The organism is Thetidibacter halocola (assembly GCF_018224955.1).
Lineage (GTDB): Bacteria > Pseudomonadota > Alphaproteobacteria > Rhodobacterales > Rhodobacteraceae > Thetidibacter > Thetidibacter halocola.
Map to the genome: position 1 here is coordinate 42,152 of NZ_JAGTUU010000010.1, position 17,498 is coordinate 59,649.

General features: G+C 64.8%; 14 protein-coding genes and 1 CRISPR repeat array. Of the genes, 3 read left to right on the forward strand and 11 right to left on the reverse strand.

Going from position 1 to position 17,498, the window contains the following annotated elements:
* Positions 1–4: 4 nt before the first annotated feature.
* Together KB874_RS20825 and KB874_RS20830 are read left to right on the forward strand one after the other, a co-directional pair.
* On the forward strand, positions 5–1,171 hold the full coding sequence (locus KB874_RS20825; protein WP_212538495.1) for an HlyD family secretion protein: 1,167 nt from the start codon (positions 5–7) through the stop codon (positions 1,169–1,171).
* 8 nt (positions 1,172–1,179) lie between these two features.
* Positions 1,180–3,165, forward strand: coding sequence for a glycosyltransferase (locus KB874_RS20830; protein WP_212538496.1), 1,986 nt, complete (start codon positions 1,180–1,182; stop codon positions 3,163–3,165).
* Here the strand turns inward: KB874_RS20830 and KB874_RS20835 are convergent, their stop codons facing one another.
* The gene (locus KB874_RS20835) at positions 3,166–4,269 is read right to left on the reverse strand and encodes a HAMP domain-containing protein (protein ID WP_212538497.1); all 1,104 of its coding nucleotides are present in this window, start codon (positions 4,267–4,269) and stop codon (positions 3,166–3,168) included.
* A gap of 66 nt (positions 4,270–4,335) precedes the next feature.
* Here KB874_RS20835 and KB874_RS20840 point away from each other — a divergent pair, with 66 nt between their 5' ends.
* Positions 4,336–4,608, forward strand: a complete 273-nt coding sequence (locus KB874_RS20840; protein ID WP_212538498.1) for a hypothetical protein — start codon at positions 4,336–4,338, stop codon at positions 4,606–4,608.
* 604 nt (positions 4,609–5,212) lie between these two features.
* A CRISPR array of direct repeats spans positions 5,213–7,803; the repeat unit is 29 nt; unit sequence CGGGTCATCCCCGCGTGTGCGGGGAACAG.
* Between the two features lie 79 nt (positions 7,804–7,882).
* Here KB874_RS20840 and cas2e read toward each other — a convergent pair.
* The 10 genes from cas2e to KB874_RS20890 form a co-directional block, all read right to left on the reverse strand.
* Positions 7,883–8,170 (reverse strand): type I-E CRISPR-associated endoribonuclease Cas2e, encoded by a 288-nt coding sequence (cas2e, locus tag KB874_RS20845; protein ID WP_212538499.1) that lies wholly within the window; start codon positions 8,168–8,170, stop codon positions 7,883–7,885.
* Positions 8,167–9,129 carry a type I-E CRISPR-associated endonuclease Cas1e gene (cas1e, locus tag KB874_RS20850; protein WP_212538611.1) on the reverse strand — a complete coding sequence of 321 codons (963 nt, stop codon included), beginning with the start codon at positions 9,127–9,129 and terminating at the stop codon, positions 8,167–8,169. The genes cas2e and cas1e overlap by 4 nt, the downstream gene beginning before the upstream one ends.
* Positions 9,129–9,800 carry a type I-E CRISPR-associated protein Cas6/Cse3/CasE gene (cas6e, locus tag KB874_RS20855; RefSeq protein WP_212538500.1) on the reverse strand — a complete coding sequence of 224 codons (672 nt, stop codon included), beginning with the start codon at positions 9,798–9,800 and terminating at the stop codon, positions 9,129–9,131. Before cas6e ends, cas1e begins: the two co-directional genes overlap by 1 nt.
* On the reverse strand, positions 9,797–10,471 hold the full coding sequence (cas5e, locus tag KB874_RS20860) for a type I-E CRISPR-associated protein Cas5/CasD (protein WP_283055209.1): 675 nt from the start codon (positions 10,469–10,471) through the stop codon (positions 9,797–9,799). Before cas5e ends, cas6e begins: the two co-directional genes overlap by 4 nt.
* Entirely contained in the window at positions 10,471–11,565 is a 1,095-nt protein-coding gene (cas7e, locus tag KB874_RS20865; protein WP_212538502.1) for a type I-E CRISPR-associated protein Cas7/Cse4/CasC, read from the reverse strand. The genes cas5e and cas7e overlap by 1 nt, the downstream gene beginning before the upstream one ends.
* Positions 11,562–12,056: a type I-E CRISPR-associated protein Cse2/CasB gene (gene casB, locus KB874_RS20870; RefSeq protein WP_212538503.1), complete on the reverse strand. Its 495-nt coding sequence runs from the start codon at positions 12,054–12,056 to the stop codon at positions 11,562–11,564. Before casB ends, cas7e begins: the two co-directional genes overlap by 4 nt.
* Positions 12,053–13,561 carry a type I-E CRISPR-associated protein Cse1/CasA gene (gene casA, locus KB874_RS20875; protein WP_346346582.1) on the reverse strand — a complete coding sequence of 503 codons (1,509 nt, stop codon included), beginning with the start codon at positions 13,559–13,561 and terminating at the stop codon, positions 12,053–12,055. Before casA ends, casB begins: the two co-directional genes overlap by 4 nt.
* Before the next feature lie 139 nt (positions 13,562–13,700).
* Entirely contained in the window at positions 13,701–16,196 is a 2,496-nt protein-coding gene (gene cas3 / locus KB874_RS20880; protein WP_212538505.1) for a CRISPR-associated helicase Cas3', read from the reverse strand.
* A 2-nt stretch (positions 16,197–16,198) separates the two neighbouring features.
* On the reverse strand, positions 16,199–16,423 hold the full coding sequence (locus KB874_RS20885) for a hypothetical protein (protein WP_212538506.1): 225 nt from the start codon (positions 16,421–16,423) through the stop codon (positions 16,199–16,201).
* Positions 16,424–16,625: 202 nt separating this feature from the next.
* The gene (locus KB874_RS20890; protein ID WP_212538507.1) at positions 16,626–16,925 is read right to left on the reverse strand and encodes a hypothetical protein; all 300 of its coding nucleotides are present in this window, start codon (positions 16,923–16,925) and stop codon (positions 16,626–16,628) included.
* Between the last annotated feature and the right edge of the window lie 573 nt (positions 16,926–17,498).

Genomic DNA, 17,498 nt, shown 5'->3' on the forward strand with positions numbered 1-17,498 from the left:
CCCGATGCGTTTCACCCGTCTGTTCATCGGCATCATCGTCGTCATGGTGGCACTGTGGATCATCGTCGGCGAGCAGATGGCCGGGGCAAGCGGCGACGCCGTGGTCAATGCCCGCGTCGTCGTCATCCGCGCAAACACCGCGGGAAGCGTCGACATGCCCGAACGGGTGCTCGGGTCGCGCGTGGAGGTGGGTGAGGTCCTCGCCACTGTCGACGACCCGCTGGTCGACGTGATCCGGCTCAACGACCTGCGGATGGAGCGCGCATTTCTCAACGCGGAGTTGGAAAGGATCGGGATGCTTGTCGCCGATACGCGCGCCATCCTCGAGGCTCAGCAGGCGCGGGGCGAGATTTTTCACGCCCGCCGGCTGCAGGAGATCCGAACGCGGCTGTTGCACGCCCGGGCTCGGCTGGACCTGCTCGAGTCGCGGGTCGGGATCGACGCCGTGGAACAGCGCGTGACCGACGCGGTGGACCCCGAGCAAGACCGACTGCCCGCCGAACCCGTCCTCTACGACCTCGCGCTGGACCACGCGCGCGAGCGGGTCGCGGTGCTCGAAATCGCGCTGGCCGCGGCCGAGGCCGGTGTCTTCCTTGGTGACGGATACAACGATTCTCCGAACGCCCAGCAATACTCGGTCGTGCTGGAGGGTGAGATCGCGGGTCTGAATGCTGCGCTTGCCGAAACGCGGGCACGGGCTGCGGTTGTCGACCAGCGGATCGAGCGGGAGGAGGTCCGCGTCAACGCCCTTCGCGGTGGACAGATCGCGTCGCCGGTGACCGGGTTCCTGTGGACCGTGCTGCAGGCCGACGGCGTCACCGTCCAGCGCGGCGATCCACTGCTAACGGTCGTCGACTGCCGGTCGGTGATGGTCACGCTGCCGGTCAGCGAGAACGTCTACAACCGCCTCAAGATCGGGCAGGAGGCGCGGGTTCGGCTCAACGGCTCCGACCGGGTCTACGACGCCGCGATTTCCCGCCTCGCAGGCAGCGGCGCTGCGACCATCTACCAGCACCTCGCCGTCGCGCCGAGCCAGCAGCACCTCGAACGATACGACGTCACGCTGAACGTGCCTGAGCTTAACGACCCGCAGAACGACGGCTGCCTCGTCGGACGGACCGGGCGCGCGTTCTTCGAAGCCCGGCCGCTCGACTGGCTGCGCCGGTTCTGAGGCCGCACATGTTAGGCTATCCGTTCCCCGGAGAGTTCGCCGCCAGTGTGATCGACGTGTCCTTGGTCGCCGGCATCGGCCTTCTGCTGCCTTACGTTATCGACCGAACCCGGACGCTGCACCGTGCGTTGCTGTTCGCCGTCGCCTTCGCGCTGGCGGGCCGCTACGCGTGGTGGCGGGCGACAGAGACGCTCGCCCCAGCCGGCTGGACCGTCGACATGGCGGCAAGCTGGTCGCTCTTCGCGCTGGAGATGGCGGCGCTGCTGGGCAGCCTGAGCGCCTTCGTCATCATGTCGCGCCTGCGCCTGCGCGGTGCCGAGGCCGACCGACACGAAGGCTGGTGGGGCGACGCCACGCCGCCCCATGTCGCCATCCTGATCGCCACCTACAACGAGGAACTCGAGGTCCTCGAACGCACCATCGTCGGTGCCAAGTCACTGCGCCATCCGCGCAAGCAGGTGCTGGTTCTCGACGACGGGCGGCGCGACTGGCTGCGCGATTACTGCGCGAAACAGGGGGTGCGTTACCTGCGCCGACCGGACAACAAGGGCTCCAAGGCCGGCAACATCAACCACGCGCTCGGTGTTTTGGCCCAGGATGCCGAGGTGCCCGATTTCATCGCAGTGCTCGACGCCGACTTCGTGCCGCACAGGGGATTCCTGTCGCGCAGCCTGGCGCTGTTTCACGATCCCGAGGTGGGCCTGGTCCAGACGCCGCAGCACTTTTTCAATGCCGACCCGATCCAGCACAATCTCGGGGTCAGCCGCTCCTATCCCGATGAACAGCGCTTTTTTTTCGACCACATGCAGCCCGCGCGAGACGGCTGGGGCATCGCCTTTTGTTGCGGCACCTCGTCGGTGGCACGCTGGTCCGCGGTCGAGGCCGTCGGCGGCTTTCCCACCGAAAGTATCACCGAGGATTTCATGCTGACGCTGGCCCTCCAGAACGCGGGCTGGCGCACGGTCTACCTCGACGAGGCGCTGACGGAGGGCCTCGCGCCCGAGGGCCTGAAAGAATACGTTACCCAGCGCGCCCGTTGGTGCCTTGGCCTGATGCAGATCGCGCGCTCGCGGCTTGGACCGCTATCGCGCAACAACCTGCGCCTGCGCGACCGCTGGAGCGTGGCGGATTCCGTGCTTTACTGGTTCACCACGTTTCCGTTCCGGCTGGCCGCGATCTGCTACCCTCTGCTCTACTGGTTCTTTAACATTACGGTCGTCGATGCCAGCCTGCCCGATGTCTTGACCTACTTCGGCTGCTACTACCTGTGGATATTGATCGTCCTTAACACGCTGAGCCGGGGCATGGTTGTGCCGATCCTGAACGACGTGAGCCAGCTGATCGGCGCGATCCCGATCACGCGGGCGGCCGTCGTCGGGATGCTCAAGCCCAAGGGACATCCCTTCTCGGTCACGGCCAAGGGCGGCGACCGCTCGCGCATCGTCGTGCAATGGCGCCTGATGGCGCCGTTCGCGATCCTGCTGGCGCTGACCGTCATCGGCCTGTCGCTGGGCATCGTCTGGGACCGTTTTGCCTTCGACGAGGCGGGCGACGGGAAATGGGTGATCCTGTTCTGGACGCTCTACAACCTGCTGGTGCTCTCGATCGCTGTCATCGCCTGCATCGAGCTGCCGCGCCGGGAGCGGCACATCACCGACACCCCGGAACGCGCGACGTTCGAAGCCGACGGCGCCTTGCGCAAAGTCTGGTTGGTCTCGCTGACGGCCGACACGGTGCGCATTCGCGGCCACGCCTACTCCGAAGGCACACAAGGCTGGATCGACATCCGTGACGTCGGCCGGGTGCCGGCCAGCGTCATCGCCCGGACGGCGGACGGCGCCCGCCTGCTGCTGCGGCCCGACGAAACCCAGCGCGAGGCGCTGTTCCTGCGCTTCTACGCCGACGGGGCCGCGCCCGGAGTCACGGGCGTCCGGACGGCCGCCCTGCTCGAAGACCTCGGCCGCCGCTTTTCCTTCACGTCACGGCTGCGCTAGTCAGGCCTGACCGTCTCGCTGTTCCTGCAACCGCACCAATGCGGCGGACAGGTTCGCCATCTCGCGCGTGTTCCCACCTTCCGGGGGAAAGTCGTCAACGCCGTCCGCTATCCGCGTCGCGGTGCGCGCCAGCCGTTCGATGGGCCGGATGAAGAGGTGCACGAACAGCGCCGTCGACGCCGTCATGAGCGCGATGGCCGCCGCTGCGATCAGGCCCACCGCGTTCAGCGCCCCTTCCAGCGCGACCGAGAAGGAGCTGCCTTCCAGCCGTCCGACAAGGCGCCAGCCGAAATGCGGCAGGTCGCGATAGGTGACGCCGGGCACCAGTGACGAAAAATATTCCCGTCCGTCCGGCCAGGTCTCTCGTCCCGCGTTGGCCACCCCGACCTGCGCCGCACGCAGCACCCAAAGGTTGGCGCTGGTTGGGTCCGCGCCATCCGTGGCCAGCGACAACGCGCCGTTTGCCGACACTAGGAAGAGGCTCAGATGCAGGGCCGACGCGGTCTCGGTCATCAGGGTCTGCATCCACGTTGCATCGATATGCATTCCCAGGACTCCGGTAACGTCGCCCGCCTTGTTGCGCACCGGAAGCGCAAGATCGATGAACCGGATCGGGCTGCCGTCAGGCGGTGCAGGAAGAAGATCGGCTAGCAGGGCTGCTTCGTGCACATCGCCCGCGAATCCGCCCTGCAGCCCGTTCCTGAACCACGGCCGCGCAGACACGTCCTGCCCCTCGAGCAGGCCGTCCGATGCGACCCGCACGATGCCAGAGGTATCGGCGAAGCCGACCCAGGAAATGCGCGCGCCATCGCCGCGCAATCCGACCATTAGCGCGCCGATCGCGTTCTCGGGATAGGTGCCCACCATGTCGGCCAGCTGCTTCAGGTCCCCCCAGTCCGAATGCAACGTCCGGGCGAGTGTCTGCGCCGCCGCTTCGGTCCGGACACGGACGGCGCTGTCGAGCGCCGCGTCGGTCAGGCGGTTCATCCGGTTAGACACCAGCAGCGAAGCAAGAACCGCGACGACGACTAGTGTAAATACGACAAATCCGTAGACGGCGCGTGCCAAACTGAGTTGCGGTGTTGGTTTCTTGAGGTTGACCAAGGACGGATCTCCGGGCTGTGCGGCACAGGTCACGCGTCGACGCGTTGCCCGCAATGGATTCTCCTCATGCTGGCGCAGATGCACGAGCTGCAACAAGGTCAAAATATGTCTCGCCAACCCTTTCGCTTGATCCTTGCCACCTTCATCGACCGATCAGCCCCAGACCGGACACGGCGGGATGATAAGGCACAGACAGCGGCCGGCATGGACCGTAAGCTGTTATCCGAAATGCTATTGTGGGCGGTCATGCTGAGGCTCTATCAGGCGCAAATTGACACTCAGCGGACAGGCTTTGTGGAGCCAAAGAGCGGCGATGCGGCCGTGCCGCATGGGTTGTGATCGACGTTCCGGAATTAGGTAGCTGCAAGGACGGACTACCCGTCGGACATGGCGGAGATCGCGTTGGCACATCGCGTGGGCAGCAAGGTCGAACAGGCTTACCGCAGGTCCGACATAACAAAGAAACGCCGTGGGATGATGGAGGACTGGGCGGGGTTTCTCCACGTGACCTAGGCCAATCTTGGTTTCAATCTGAGGCGGGCGAAGCACAAAGGGGACAGGAAGTTTTGAAGCCCCAGATACAGCGTGAACCCGACCGATCCTGATCGCGCTGTCTACCCCATTCTAGGACTTCCAAGCTGCCGGCGGATCCCAAAAGCGCAAGCCTTTCCTCGGCCCCGAATGGTCGGCAGCAGGTGCGCAGAAATCCAACTTTGTCTTGAACTGGCCCCCGTTTCGACTGGACACTTGGGCATAACCATTGAGGCTTAGGCACAAGCCAGAGCAGGTGTTCGTGTGTGAGATAGAAATCATCACCGATGGGGGGTGTCGCCGCCGCTGGACTGCCGCCGAGAAACTGCGGATTCTAGAGGAAATACTGGCCCGTTCATCACCCCGTGTGCATGGAACAGTCCAAACTGCAGGTCAAACGGTTGCTACGGCCCGGGTTATCCACGCGTGTGCGGGGAACAGGGCGGCCGGATCGTGCATGCTCGGATGCAGACCGGGTCATCCCCGCGTGTGCGGGGAACAGCGGGATGACGAGATCGTGCTCCAGAACGGCAACGGGTCATCCCCGCGTGTGCGGGGAACAGTCATGGATCAGGATGACGTGGGTTTTTGCCACCGGGTCATCCCCGCGTGTGCGGGGAACAGGGCCAAGTGTTTGAAAAGAACGTGCAGGGCATCGGGTCATCCCCGCGTGTGCGGGGAACAGGGTTCCCGCAGGCACAGCAGGCGCGCGGCTTCCGGGTCATCCCCGCGTGTGCGGGGAACAGCGCGGTTGCCGAAAATCCAGACCTGCCCTGCGCGGGTCATCCCCGCGTGTGCGGGGAACAGTAGTCGCGCGCCAGCTCCGCGATGGCCTGCGCCGGGTCATCCCCGCGTGTGCGGGGAACAGGTGGCCCTGTCGGGGCATCCAGACGGGAACAACGGGTCATCCCCGCGTGTGCGGGGAACAGATCGTCAGCGCCCCGTTGGACGTAGCCGCGCCCGGGTCATCCCCGCGTGTGCGGGGAACAGGGAATCACGCTGAACGGCCAGCCGGCGCAATTCGGGTCATCCCCGCGTGTGCGGGGAACAGGGGCCGCCCTTGCCGCCCACCTCCTCCTCGCGCGGGTCATCCCCGCGTGTGCGGGGAACAGGGGTCGGCCTTCGGAAACGAGATGGACGGCAACGGGTCATCCCCGCGTGTGCGGGGAACAGATAGCCTGCGGTTGCCGTGCCGTCATCGCCTGCGGGTCATCCCCGCGTGTGCGGGGAACAGGGCATCCCTCATGCAGAGAACGCCAGACACGCCGGGTCATCCCCGCGTGTGCGGGGAACAGGCTTTGTAGATCGCTGCGAAGGCTGCCGGGTTCGGGTCATCCCCGCGTGTGCGGGGAACAGACCTGAACGGCACGACTCTGGACGGCACGACGCGGGTCATCCCCGCGTGTGCGGGGAACAGAACCCACCAGCTGACCCTACCGCCAACATGAACGGGTCATCCCCGCGTGTGCGGGGAACAGAAGGTAATCAGGTGTCCAGTCGTGGTTCCATGCGGGTCATCCCCGCGTGTGCGGGGAACAGGATCGCCATAGTCCACGGTCAGCTTGGTTGTGCGGGTCATCCCCGCGTGTGCGGGGAACAGGGGGAATACTACAAGCGCGTGACGTGGCACGCCGGGTCATCCCCGCGTGTGCGGGGAACAGCCGGCATGACCGGAAACCACCCACACGTTGACCGGGTCATCCCCGCGTGTGCGGGGAACAGAGCCGGTCGCGCACCGAGCCATTCGGCGTGGCCGGGTCATCCCCGCGTGTGCGGGGAACAGTTCACCTCGGACAGCGAGCGGGTGCAAGGCATCGGGTCATCCCCGCGTGTGCGGGGAACAGAGCTGCGCGCGCTACTCGAGCAGGGCAAGACGCGGGTCATCCCCGCGTGTGCGGGGAACAGGCAGTCGAGATGCTGCGCGCTTTGCTGGTCCGCGGGTCATCCCCGCGTGTGCGGGGAACAGTCCCTGTAAGGAAACAAGGAAATGCCTAACGCCGGGTCATCCCCGCGTGTGCGGGGAACAGTTCAGGATCGCGCCCTTGCTGCGTTCTCCAGGCGGGTCATCCCCGCGTGTGCGGGGAACAGTCGTCGTCTGGAAGTTCGACCGCAGGCCCATCCGGGTCATCCCCGCGTGTGCGGGGAACAGCAGTGGGTGTCGGGTCGGTCATGTCGTTACTCCGGGTCATCCCCGCGTGTGCGGGGAACAGGTCATGCACAAAGCCCGCGCCACCCTCTCCCGCGGGTCATCCCCGCGTGTGCGGGGAACAGGTGCCGGTGCGAATGCTAACCGTTACGTTGTTCGGGTCATCCCCGCGTGTGCGGGGAACAGGCCTTGTCCGGCGCGTCGATATGACCGGTCGGCGGGTCATCCCCGCGTGTGCGGGGAACAGGGCAACCGGGTCGAGGAGGTGTATCTTTCTACCGGGTCATCCCCGCGTGTGCGGGGAACAGTTCTGCTGCGTCACCTGGACGTCAGGCGCGGCCGGGTCATCCCCGCGTGTGCGGGGAACAGATCGGGGCTCCCTCGGGAAACTGCGTCTCCATCGGGTCATCCCCGCGTGTGCGGGGAACAGTGGTGAAGGTCGGAACCCCGGTCAACAACCAGCGGGTCATCCCCGCGTGTGCGGGGAACAGGCAATGTTCGATGCGTCCTCGATCCGCACCAGCGGGTCATCCCCGCGTGTGCGGGGAACAGGACTGCGCGCGCGGCCCCTCGATGTCAGGCATCGGGTCATCCCCGCGTGTGCGGGGAACAGGCGCACGGTCAGCAGATCGACCGTCAGATCGCCGGGTCATCCCCGCGTGTGCGGGGAACAGCGATCCCGGCTCGATCGAGCCCTCGACGGCAGCGGGTCATCCCCGCGTGTGCGGGGAACAGGTGTTCGAGATCACCGACCCGTCGACTGGCGTCGGGTCATCCCCGCGTGTGCGGGGAACAGGGCACGCATCCCAAGGTCGTGCTGCGGGGCAACGGGTCATCCCCGCGTGTGCGGGGAACAGTCTTCTTGCAGGCTGTTGATCTACCGAAGTTTTCACGATGTCAAACAGCGCACGGGGTATCCCCGGCATTGAAACGGCTCTACCAGTTCTTGTTCGGGTGAAAGCTCACAAGCTTCAGGCCGTCGAAATCCACCGGCATGCGCCGGTTCCGACCGCAGGTGCGGAAGTCATAGCCCTGATCGGTCGGTGCCTTCCAAACCATCACGGCATCGCCGGAATCGAGCCCTGAGAGGACCTGTTCCCAGATCATCTCGCGGGTGCGGGCAGAGTAATCGCCGACATAGACCCCGGCGCGCAGTTCGACCAGCCAGGCCGCTAGCCGTCCACGCAGCCTCGGGGGCGCGTTGGAGACGACCACCACCATCATCCCCGGTGTCCGGCATTGCCCGATTGCGGGTTTTCGAAGGCGACAGGCATGGCTTCCGGGGGTGGTGGCGGGCGCAGGAGTTCGCCGGCGCTCAACACCTCGTCGATCATGGGAATGATGCGGCCCAAGAGTCCGGTGCGGCGGAATGCATCGCGGCAGGCCAGGCGGACGGCACGATCCGGGGCCATGTCCAGCTTGCCCTTCGCGGCCTGTCCGGCAATCCGGAATGCCTCCGGCACCACAGTCTCGAGCTTGAAGATGTCGGCGATGTCGTAGACGAACGACAAGGGTTTGCCGGAATGCAGGAACCCGATGGCGGGCGCGTAGCCGGCGGCAAGCACCGCCGCCTCGGTCAAACCATGCAGACAGGCGGTGGCTGCGGAGAGGCAGCGATTGGGGATGTCCCCCGCCTCCCAATCGGAGGAGTCATAGCTGCGGCGCTTCCAGGCAACACCATATTGCGCGGCCAGAAGAGCATAGCTCTCGCGGACGCGCACGCCCTCAATGCCGCGCAGCTGGTCGATGGATCGCCGCGATGGGGCGTCCTCGCCGAAACGGATCGCATACATCTTGCGGACGACGCGAAGCCGCGCCGCATCATCGAGCGCGATCCGCGCCTGCCACAGCAGGCGGTCGGCGCGCGCACCGCCGGGCTGGCCAGCGGAGTAGAGCCGCACACCGCCTTCTCCGACCCAGGTAATGAGGGTTCCGACCCGCGCCGCGAGAGCCACGGCCGCGTGGCTGATCCGTGCTCCCGGTTCGAGCATGATGCCTGCGAGGCCGCCGACCGGGATCTGGGTCTGGGCTCCGTCGGCATTCACCGCAACGAAGGCGCCGTCCAGCACGTCGAGCCGCGCATGCTCGACAAACACCAGCGATGAGCGGTCCTTCAGCGGAATCGGACTGGGCGGGGCGAGACCTGGCAAACTGCCGCTTCTTGCCTGCCGCGGATCCTTCATCACGGCGCGCGCCGGATCAGCATGAGCCCGCAGCCGAAGGCCTTGGCGCGGCCGAACCCCTTGCCAAGCTGTGCCAGAAACGGCTCCGGATCGGTCACTTCGAGGTGGCCGACCAGATCGATGATCCCGAATTGCGGCTGGCCTTTCCGCGGTCCGCGATAGTCGGGAAGGACCGCGGTGACATAATCGTCGGCCACGGCGTTCAGCACGCGGAAGCCAGCCTTCTCTCCCTGCCTTGCAAGCCAGTCCGCTCCGGCCTGCGTCGCAAGCGCAAGGCGTTTTTCGCGACGCATGGCCGGAGGGATCCCGTGAAGGGCGTCCATGACCACATCCACCCGCGCGCCCCCCTTTTTCATCCGCGTCGCGTTGGCCCGGAGGGTGAACTCCATCCTGTCTCCCGGCGCCATGACCGGCGTAAATTCCTTCACCTCGTGGGGTTGGAACAGGTCGGTCTGGATGGGCGGGCGGGCGGAAAGGGTTAGATAGCCGTCCGAATTGTCCTCGCGCCAGAGAAAATCGCGCCTGCGATCGGCGTCGTCGGCAAAGACAGACCAGAGCAGGCTGTGCGCGGCCGATCGTCGCCGGCCCGCCTCGGACGGCAGAAGAAGGGGGGCCAAGGCCCTCGCGGAAGGGCTGCGCGAGAGGCGAACCCGGCTGAGAAACAGGGTCATCCGGCGCCTCCGGCAGCGATGTGCACAGGGCGCAGCGCAACGCGGCGCGGCGCGAAATGCCAATGGCCGCGATCCCGGGGAACGTCATGGACCAGGTCCCCCTGCGGATCGGCAACGACGAGAGTCCGGGCGATGGCGCCGGGCCGCCAAGGGGGCAATTCCAGTGAGGCGAGTGCATCTTCGCATGTCCGTGCCTCGACGACCTTCGCAGCCGTCGGCGCGGAAAGCGGGCAGGACTTGCGACCGAGATAGAGCGTGAAACAAGGGGCTCGCAAGGCCGTTGCGATGCCGGTCAGGCCTTCGCCCCGAACCGCGATCCCGTAGAGGCAATCGGTCCTGTAGTCGCGTAGGGTGATGGTCGTGTTCTTGCGAGTTCCGGCGATCCTCAGCGCTTCCGGTCGCGAGTTTGGCGCCTTGGCAGCTGCAGAAGGCACGGTTTCGACGGTGTGATAGTCGCGCAGCGGCACTCCAGCGTCAAAAACCGCGACCGAGATTTCCAGCGAATCCAGCGCCGTGAAGTCCCCGTCCCGGCGAATGCCGAGCGCAGCACCCATGATCCCGATGATCGCCGATCGTGCGGGCCAGACCAGCGAGCCGCGCCTTTCATGTCCGGCAAGCTCACCCATCGCGGCGAGATTCGCCGTCAGGCCGAAGACAAGGATCGGTTGCATCAGGCACCCCTAACCGCTTCGACCGAGAACCGGACGATCTCGTCCAGAGTGCCTTCGCCGGTCAGCGTGTCTAGCTTGCAGGAGTCCTCGGCCTGTCCGCCGAAGTAACACGTGTCGATGCGCTCGGCGATCTTTTCGAGGGCCTTCACAGACCCGGTCTCCAGGTCGTTGACCTGCAACTCGCGCAGCTTGCGGTCGACCGGCGTGAAGAAGGCCCCGGACAGGTCACGCGGGGCGCGGCTGCCGCGCTCGGCGCGGATATGAAAGGCCATGGGGTGATGGGCAAAGCTGTTCTGCTTACCGCGCGGCGTGGTCTGCGCGAGGGCACGGGACAGCGCCTCGATCCCCTTGGCGGCCAGCTCCCTGTCTCCGTCCAGGTTGTCGATCAGGAGATCACAATTCACGCAGACATACTGGTAGTAGATGCCCGAGCCGAAGGCTGTTTCCCCCAGGTGTCCGGCGCCGGTGTCTTCCTTCTTGTTGAGGTCGTCCACTGCCGAGAACCAGTCCTCTTCGGCCTGTGCGGTGTGCGTGGTGATGGCATGGGCCACCTGAACCGCCGCGTCCCGGTTGAAGTCCGCATCATCCGCCAGCATCCGGCCGAACATCGCGATGTCCACCGCGCCATCCGCCTTGCGCAGAACCAGTTTCTTGAGGTCCTTGTCCTTGGGCAGATCATCGCCCGCGACGATCTTGTCGGCCAGGTCTTCGGCCTGCTTCCACTCGGCGGGAGAGATGAAGGCGAGGGTTGTGGCCCGAGTTTCGGATCCACCCGGTTTCTTGGCGGTTTCCAGCTTGCCGAAGATCTGGGCGACCTGCGTGGCAGCGGTTTCTGCGGTCTCGGCGCTCTCGCCTTTGCCGACGAGCGATGCGACTAGCCTGCTCTGAAGATGCTTGGTGCGCGTGCCCATGTTCCCCTCAAGGTCGAGGGCGAAAAAGCTGCTCTCGCGCAGGGCCCGCTTCAACGACTGAGAGGACATCCTCAGGCGCGGCACCCCGCCGACCACGGCCTGCTTGGGACGGCCCTGGTCGTCGCGGTTCGGGTTCGACGGCCCGTAGCTGGTCAGCAGATGAAATTGCAGGAAGGTGGTCATGCGGTTTTCTCCTGGATGTCCTTGGCGGGCGCGTCGGCCCCGAAATAGTGAAAGCACCAGCGTGGACGAGCCGCGTCCCAGCGCAGCAGGTCGGAAGCAAGCGCCGCCACGTTGCAGCTCCGGTCCGCCATGACGATCGCACGACGCAGCTGCGCGGTCAGTTCTTCGCCTTCCGCGCGAAGCAGGCGCTGAAAGCGCAACTGCGACAGGACTGGGTCCTCGCCGCCGACCCGGCGCGGCAGAGGAGCCGGGTCGTTCTCGCGCAGTTCTGCCAGCAGCGCGGCCAGCCGGACAAGCTCGGCCGCACGGGAGGGGCCGAGCGACAATTCATGGGCGAGGTCCTGCACGCGCGGCTCGCACAAAACGGCCATCGGCGCCCCGCGTCGCAGTCGCGCAGACAGCGCCCGCGCGGCCGGATTGTCGCGCGGCTCGATGTTCCTGCGCCACCATCCCAGCGCCACCGCGCCAAGGCCTTTGGGATCCTCGATCATGCGGCTTTTCCTTTCCTGCTAACCGGCACCTCGAGCCCAAGGGCCTGAAAGATCGCCTTGCCCTGCTTCCCATACCCGGCGAAGGCCATGCCGAGGAACTTGCGCGCATCGACGATCCTCTTGATCGCGCTGGTATCGCGCTGATCGAGCCCGGGAACGGCGAGTTGGTCGAATTGCAGCATGGCCTGGGCGCGAATATCGCCGAGCCAGGCCTCGGAAGGGTCTTGTCCAGCCTTGATGGCGTCCACGTGGCCCATGAATTGGACCTCGGTCTCAGCAAAGAACCTCTCGCGTTCCGCCTCCCGCGCCTCGCCGCCTGCGGTGATCGGCTCCAAGGCACCCCGAAGCGCCACGGCGGCCGCCTCTGCCGCTTCGATGAGTTGGAACAGGCGATCCTCGGCCTCGAGATCGAGCGATACGAAAGGCTGGACCGACAGCGTGAAATCCCGCGGTTTCATGTTGTCCATGGCCCAGCCGGCCACGATCACCGATCCATATCCACCGCGCTGATCCCAGTCCCGAACACAGAGCGCCAGTTCGGACAACTCGTCACCCGGTTTCGCTGCCAGAATGCCGGCCCAGTTGCGAAAACCGAACCGGCCGGCGCGAGGATGCTTTGGAAGCCATTCCTCGCCGAGTTTCATTCGGTAGTAGGGACTCAGCGGATGCTTCCAGAGCGCATAATTGTTGCCCCTCGGTTTCTGAATCACACCGACGACCGTCCCCTTGTCGACGACTAGCCGCAACCGGCGCGGCATGCCGAAGAACGCCTCGCCATTGAAAACACCGGCAGGGGGATACCTTTTGGCGGCATCGCTGTCCGACACCATCGTCGGCCGCATCCAGGGCAGGTTTTCCACTTGACCAGGCGTGCCGTCCGGAACGTTTGCCCAGATCAACTCCCACAGGCCACAGCCGTCTTCCTCGCGTGGCTCGACGAGCGTCACCAGCGGCCCACCACCTCGCATGGAGGTGCGGTTTCCGGCCCCGCCTGCTGGCGCGAAGCCCTGGAAAGTGTAGAGCGCCATTGCCGCTTGCGGCAGGTCGAGTGTCGGATAGCGGTCCCGGTGGACCATCAGGTCGGCGTTGTTCTTCGCTGAGTTCGCCCCGGCGCTGTCGATGAAAAGCAGATCGACCGGGTTCACGTCTCCTTCAAGCGGCTCCAGGTCCTGCAGGAAGAGCGGCCCCTCGCCGACAAGGTTGAACGCCGGTTCAAAGACGGCAAGCCTTTCTCGCAGTCGCTGCGGGTCAGGGGAGGCACGCCCCCGCCAGTCTTCGATGTCGGACGGAGGATCGGTCAGAAAGACCAGCCCGATCAGGAACTCGAGACAGGCGATGTTCATGTCCGGGCGCGGCCAGTTCGGCTCTACGACATCTGTGCAAGCCATTTGCCATGGAGCGATGACACGGCTGGAGCCGTCAGCGCAACGAACAGGAATCCAAGCGTCGCTTATTAGGTTGAGCAAATGCGTGCCTCCGAAATACGTCCGAGAACAAGTCAGCACCTAGCCCGATTCCCGTAAAGAGGGAATAATCGGCAAGGTGTCAGGTATTGACACCCAGGTAATTAAATTCGGTCCGTGGAAATCGCGAAGCCGAGTATCTCTCAAGGGGATTTCGAATGTATCGAAACACCAGTCGAACTTATTGCTTTGGTTCGAACATCAACCCGAATACAGCGTCATAACGTAACCCCTCACAGATCGCGCCGTCCACCGCTACAGGGCAGAGCCACGCCCCAGCGCGTTTCCAGTCTGGCCACTGGTGAGTGATCGCCAGGATCTTCGGGTCGTTCTGATCCGGCAGGTTGTCCAGACGCTCAAGCCGCCGACGGGGCGCTTGAACCTCCGAGAGCGCCCATGCCTCTCGCGGCGCGGCATCGGCCCAAGGGCGCAGTCCATCCCCGGTCTGCCGGGCGAGGACAAGCGTCAGGGCTTCCTCACCCAGACGTGTCGGATACCTGGCGTCATCGTGGCCGCGCCCGCCCATCCTGTAGCCCTTAGTCAGATCGACAAGGTTGTGAAGCGCCTGCATCTTTTTGGCAGCATCCTTGCCGATGACCTCGTTCTCGGCCCTGAGCAGCACGTCCGGAACCGGTTCACCATCTTCGCCATGCACCGCCTCGATCAGGGCGCGCAATCCGGCCGGAGCCTCGATCCGGCCCGTGTCGAACAACACCCGCGCCGTGCGCCAGACATCGGCTACAGAGTAGACCCAGGAGCCCCGCCCGAGTGTCTCCTGTAACCACCTGTCATCTGGAACCGCTGCCGGGTCAGGTGACAGGACATGCAAGACAGGCCCTGGAACAGGGCGAAGGTCCGCCGGCCTCTCGTCCATGTGCCGCCACAAGCGCCCCGCGCGCTGGATGAGGGAGGCAACAGGTGCGACATCGGAGACCATCACGTCGAAATCGAGGTCGAGTGAGGCCTCGAGCACCTGAGTCCCGACCAGCACGAACTTCTCCCTGCCTGACCCGTTCTTGCCGGCTCGGCCAAGCACTTCCGTCTCGATCCTTTTGCGGTCTCCAAGGGTGAACCTGGCGTGCAGAAGCCGTGCCGCGATACCGTTTCGGTTTAGCTGACGGACGGCTGCGATCGCCTCGTCGACAGAATTGCGAACCCAGACACACGCCGCACCTGCCTCTGCCCCCTCGGCGATCACCTCGACCGCTTCTTCGACAGTGGCGATCCGTGTGACCGGAACAGGACCCTTGATTGGCCGGTCATCGTGCGAGAACCGCGTTACCGCAGCGCCGCCCGCTATGGTCAGGGCCGGGTAAGCTGCACTGCTCGCGGCACCGCCGTAGGTTGCTTGCAGCATCTCCCGCAAGGCAAGCGGCAGGGTCGCAGTCAGCAGGATCGCCGACCCACCGGCCGCGCGGTGCATTTGAAGCAGACGCTCGAGTTCCTTGGCCACGTAAGGCTCGCCCATCTCGTGCACCTCGTCGACGATGAGGATCTTGGAGGACAGGCCGAAATGGCGCAGGCTCTGGTGCTTGACCGGCAAGACCGCCAACAGCGCCTGGTCGACAGTGCCAACACCGACATCTGCCAGCAGCGCCCGGCGGCGGCTCTCAGCGAGCCACGACGTGCAGCTTGGCTCATCCTCCCCGGCTGCGCCACCCTCGACAAGGTCGCGATAATCAGTTGAAAGTCCCGCACGACCATGCGCCAGCGCGAGGCTCGGCCGGGCGAACGCCCGACCGATCACCTGCGATATGCGCGCAAACATGGCATCGGCTGTCGCCATGGTGGGCAGCGCGATGTATAGACCCCGCCCCTTTCCGGCCATCGCCATTCGATGTGCGAGGATCAGAGCTGCCTCTGTTTTCCCCGCCCCAGTTTCATCCTCGATGATGGCGAGAGCAGGCCCGATCGGCAGTTCGATCTCGAGGCACGTCTGCTGCATGGGCCGAAGTTCGAAATCAAAGACCGGTCCCTTGCGCACGGGCGCTCCGGCCAGCCCGGCTTCCTCGATTGCTCGTCTGGCGATGGTGCGCGCGTCAATCAGGTAGTCCGTGGGCGTTGGTCCGGGCGGGACGGAAGGGAACCAGGTCGTATTCGAACCGATCCAGTCGGCGGCGGCGCAGAGGCCCGGCAGCCACCACGACAGACGTTTTGCGTCTGAAAGGCTGAGGCCATCAAGAGAAGCTTCCTGCCAGATCGCGCAAAACGCGTCGACGACCGTTCCTGCCGGTTCCAGACCGGTCCCGACCTCCTTCAGTGCCCTGTGTAGTGCGCGCGCCCGTGGGTGTTTCGGCAGCGATCCCAATGGAAGGTCCGAGGGTTGGCCGTGATGCCCCGAGGTGGCCGCATATAGCTCCCACCGCTGGTCCGCTCCGCCACCGATTGCAGCTGCGAGGCGGACATCATGCGCATGCAGCAGGGCTTCGGTGAGTTGCCAGTGCCTGTAGTTCTGGCGGCGTCCCGTCTCCAACATGCTGCGGAAGCTGTCGCTGACCTTGCCGAGATCGTGTAGAGCGACGAGAAGAACCAAGGCTTCCCTCAGTTCCGGAGGGCATCTGAAACTGGCGATCAGATGCTCCGAAACCGCGGCGACATCCAACATGTGGTATACGGCAGGATGGGGAGGAAGCCTGTCGTCTGCCGCGCTTTTTCCGGGCCAGTCCAGAATCGACATCTTCACGTCACTGAAGTTTGTTGCGGGTGCTTGTTCATCCCGGATCGGTAAAACTTGGCCAAGGCAGGAAATGAGCCATTGCAGACGACGGTCACCGGGGCGCGGCATATGAACATGTCCGGCTGAGGATCCTGTTCGGGCTCATAGTCCTTAAGGCCCGCGACCGCCTGTTTGGCAATCGCTGAGTCGCAATCGAGGCGGCGAAAGCAAGGATAGCGCTGCTGCATTCCGACTTCCGGTAGCCGATGCTTCAACAGTCTCATGAGGACCAGAAGCTGTTTGGGAACTGGGACCCGAACATACCTGTTACCTACTCGATACATCGGTTTAAGTGCTCGCGAAGCTACCGCTATACGATAGTGTGGACAAGAACTTGCACCAGTTGTCTATCGATCATAGCTAGGGGAGCCAATGAGCGGGCGTCCCAGTTCAGGATTTCCTGGCCCAACAGGCAAGCCTGTCCTTCGCATGTTTCCTCGCGTCGGCGACCATGTCCATCGCCGCGCGGCCACAATTGTCCAAGAGCATGTCCTGCAACCTAGGCTTGTTCTCGGGATGGCGTCGAAGCGCATGACTGAGGCGGAGAACCGTCATGTCCGCTGGCGCGATGTCTGCGGCGATGAAAAACAGCACCAGCGTGTCCCCCTCGGTTTTCCTGCCGACACCGTGCAGCACCAGCCGGTCTTCATGGCTGCGATCAGATCGTTGTGTGCCCGGCAGATGATCCAACGTCCGACCGGCGACGCCGCACCGTGCAGTTGCAGGTCTTCCGCACGCGCGCGCAGTCCGTCGATCCGTCGCTCGCACACGTCTACAAGGACGGCATGTAGGTCGTCGGCTGCTGCCTCCAAACAATCTTTCCACTCGGCCGCCAAGCTGGCCGTCATGGCGCCTTTGTCCTTGTCGTTTCGGAGTAATGCGGCGGTCGCCGCTGCAGAGCCGAGGACCAGCGCCCCTGCCGGACCTATCCCGACTAGGCCGGACCAGGCTCCGACATTGCCGTCCACCATGACAAGTGCGGCGCGCGAAGCGCCATCGGGCAACAGCCAGGCGGGAAGATCGTGCAGCGGGATCCGGCCTCGGGCTAGTTCCGGACCTCCACGGAGAAGGCCTAGCGATAGTGCGATATCGAAGATCGCAGGATCGGCGAGATCGGCAGTATGGCACAGAGCCTCCGCGATCTACGCCTCAATGTCGACCAGGGCGAAGCCCGGCAGGGTTGTCTCTATATCGGCCTAATCAGCGCCGCTATCCTGTGCGGCCGCGGCGGGGACCTCGTTCGCGATCACTGGGATTTCCGGA

Excerpts from the sequence above, each read along its gene's own strand:
- KB874_RS20840 (WP_212538498.1), top strand. The coding sequence starts at position 4,336 with ATGCTGGCGCAGATGCACGAGCTGCAACAAGGTCAAAATATGTCTCGC.
- casB (WP_212538503.1), bottom strand. The coding sequence starts at position 12,056 with ATGATCGAGGATCCCAAAGGCCTTGGCGCGGTGGCGCTGGGATGGTGG.
- cas2e (WP_212538499.1), bottom strand. The coding sequence starts at position 8,170 with ATGATGGTGGTGGTCGTCTCCAACGCGCCCCCGAGGCTGCGTGGACGG.
- cas7e (WP_212538502.1), bottom strand. The coding sequence starts at position 11,565 with ATGACCACCTTCCTGCAATTTCATCTGCTGACCAGCTACGGGCCGTCG.
- cas3 (WP_212538505.1), bottom strand. The coding sequence starts at position 16,196 with ATGTCGATTCTGGACTGGCCCGGAAAAAGCGCGGCAGACGACAGGCTT.
- cas1e (WP_212538611.1), bottom strand. The coding sequence starts at position 9,129 with ATGAAGGATCCGCGGCAGGCAAGAAGCGGCAGTTTGCCAGGTCTCGCC.
- KB874_RS20825 (WP_212538495.1), top strand. The coding sequence starts at position 5 with ATGCGTTTCACCCGTCTGTTCATCGGCATCATCGTCGTCATGGTGGCA.
- KB874_RS20830 (WP_212538496.1), top strand. The coding sequence starts at position 1,180 with ATGTTAGGCTATCCGTTCCCCGGAGAGTTCGCCGCCAGTGTGATCGAC.
- KB874_RS20885 (WP_212538506.1), bottom strand. The coding sequence starts at position 16,423 with ATGCAGCAGCGCTATCCTTGCTTTCGCCGCCTCGATTGCGACTCAGCG.
- cas6e (WP_212538500.1), bottom strand. The coding sequence starts at position 9,800 with ATGACCCTGTTTCTCAGCCGGGTTCGCCTCTCGCGCAGCCCTTCCGCG.
- cas5e (WP_283055209.1), bottom strand. The coding sequence starts at position 10,471 with ATGCAACCGATCCTTGTCTTCGGCCTGACGGCGAATCTCGCCGCGATG.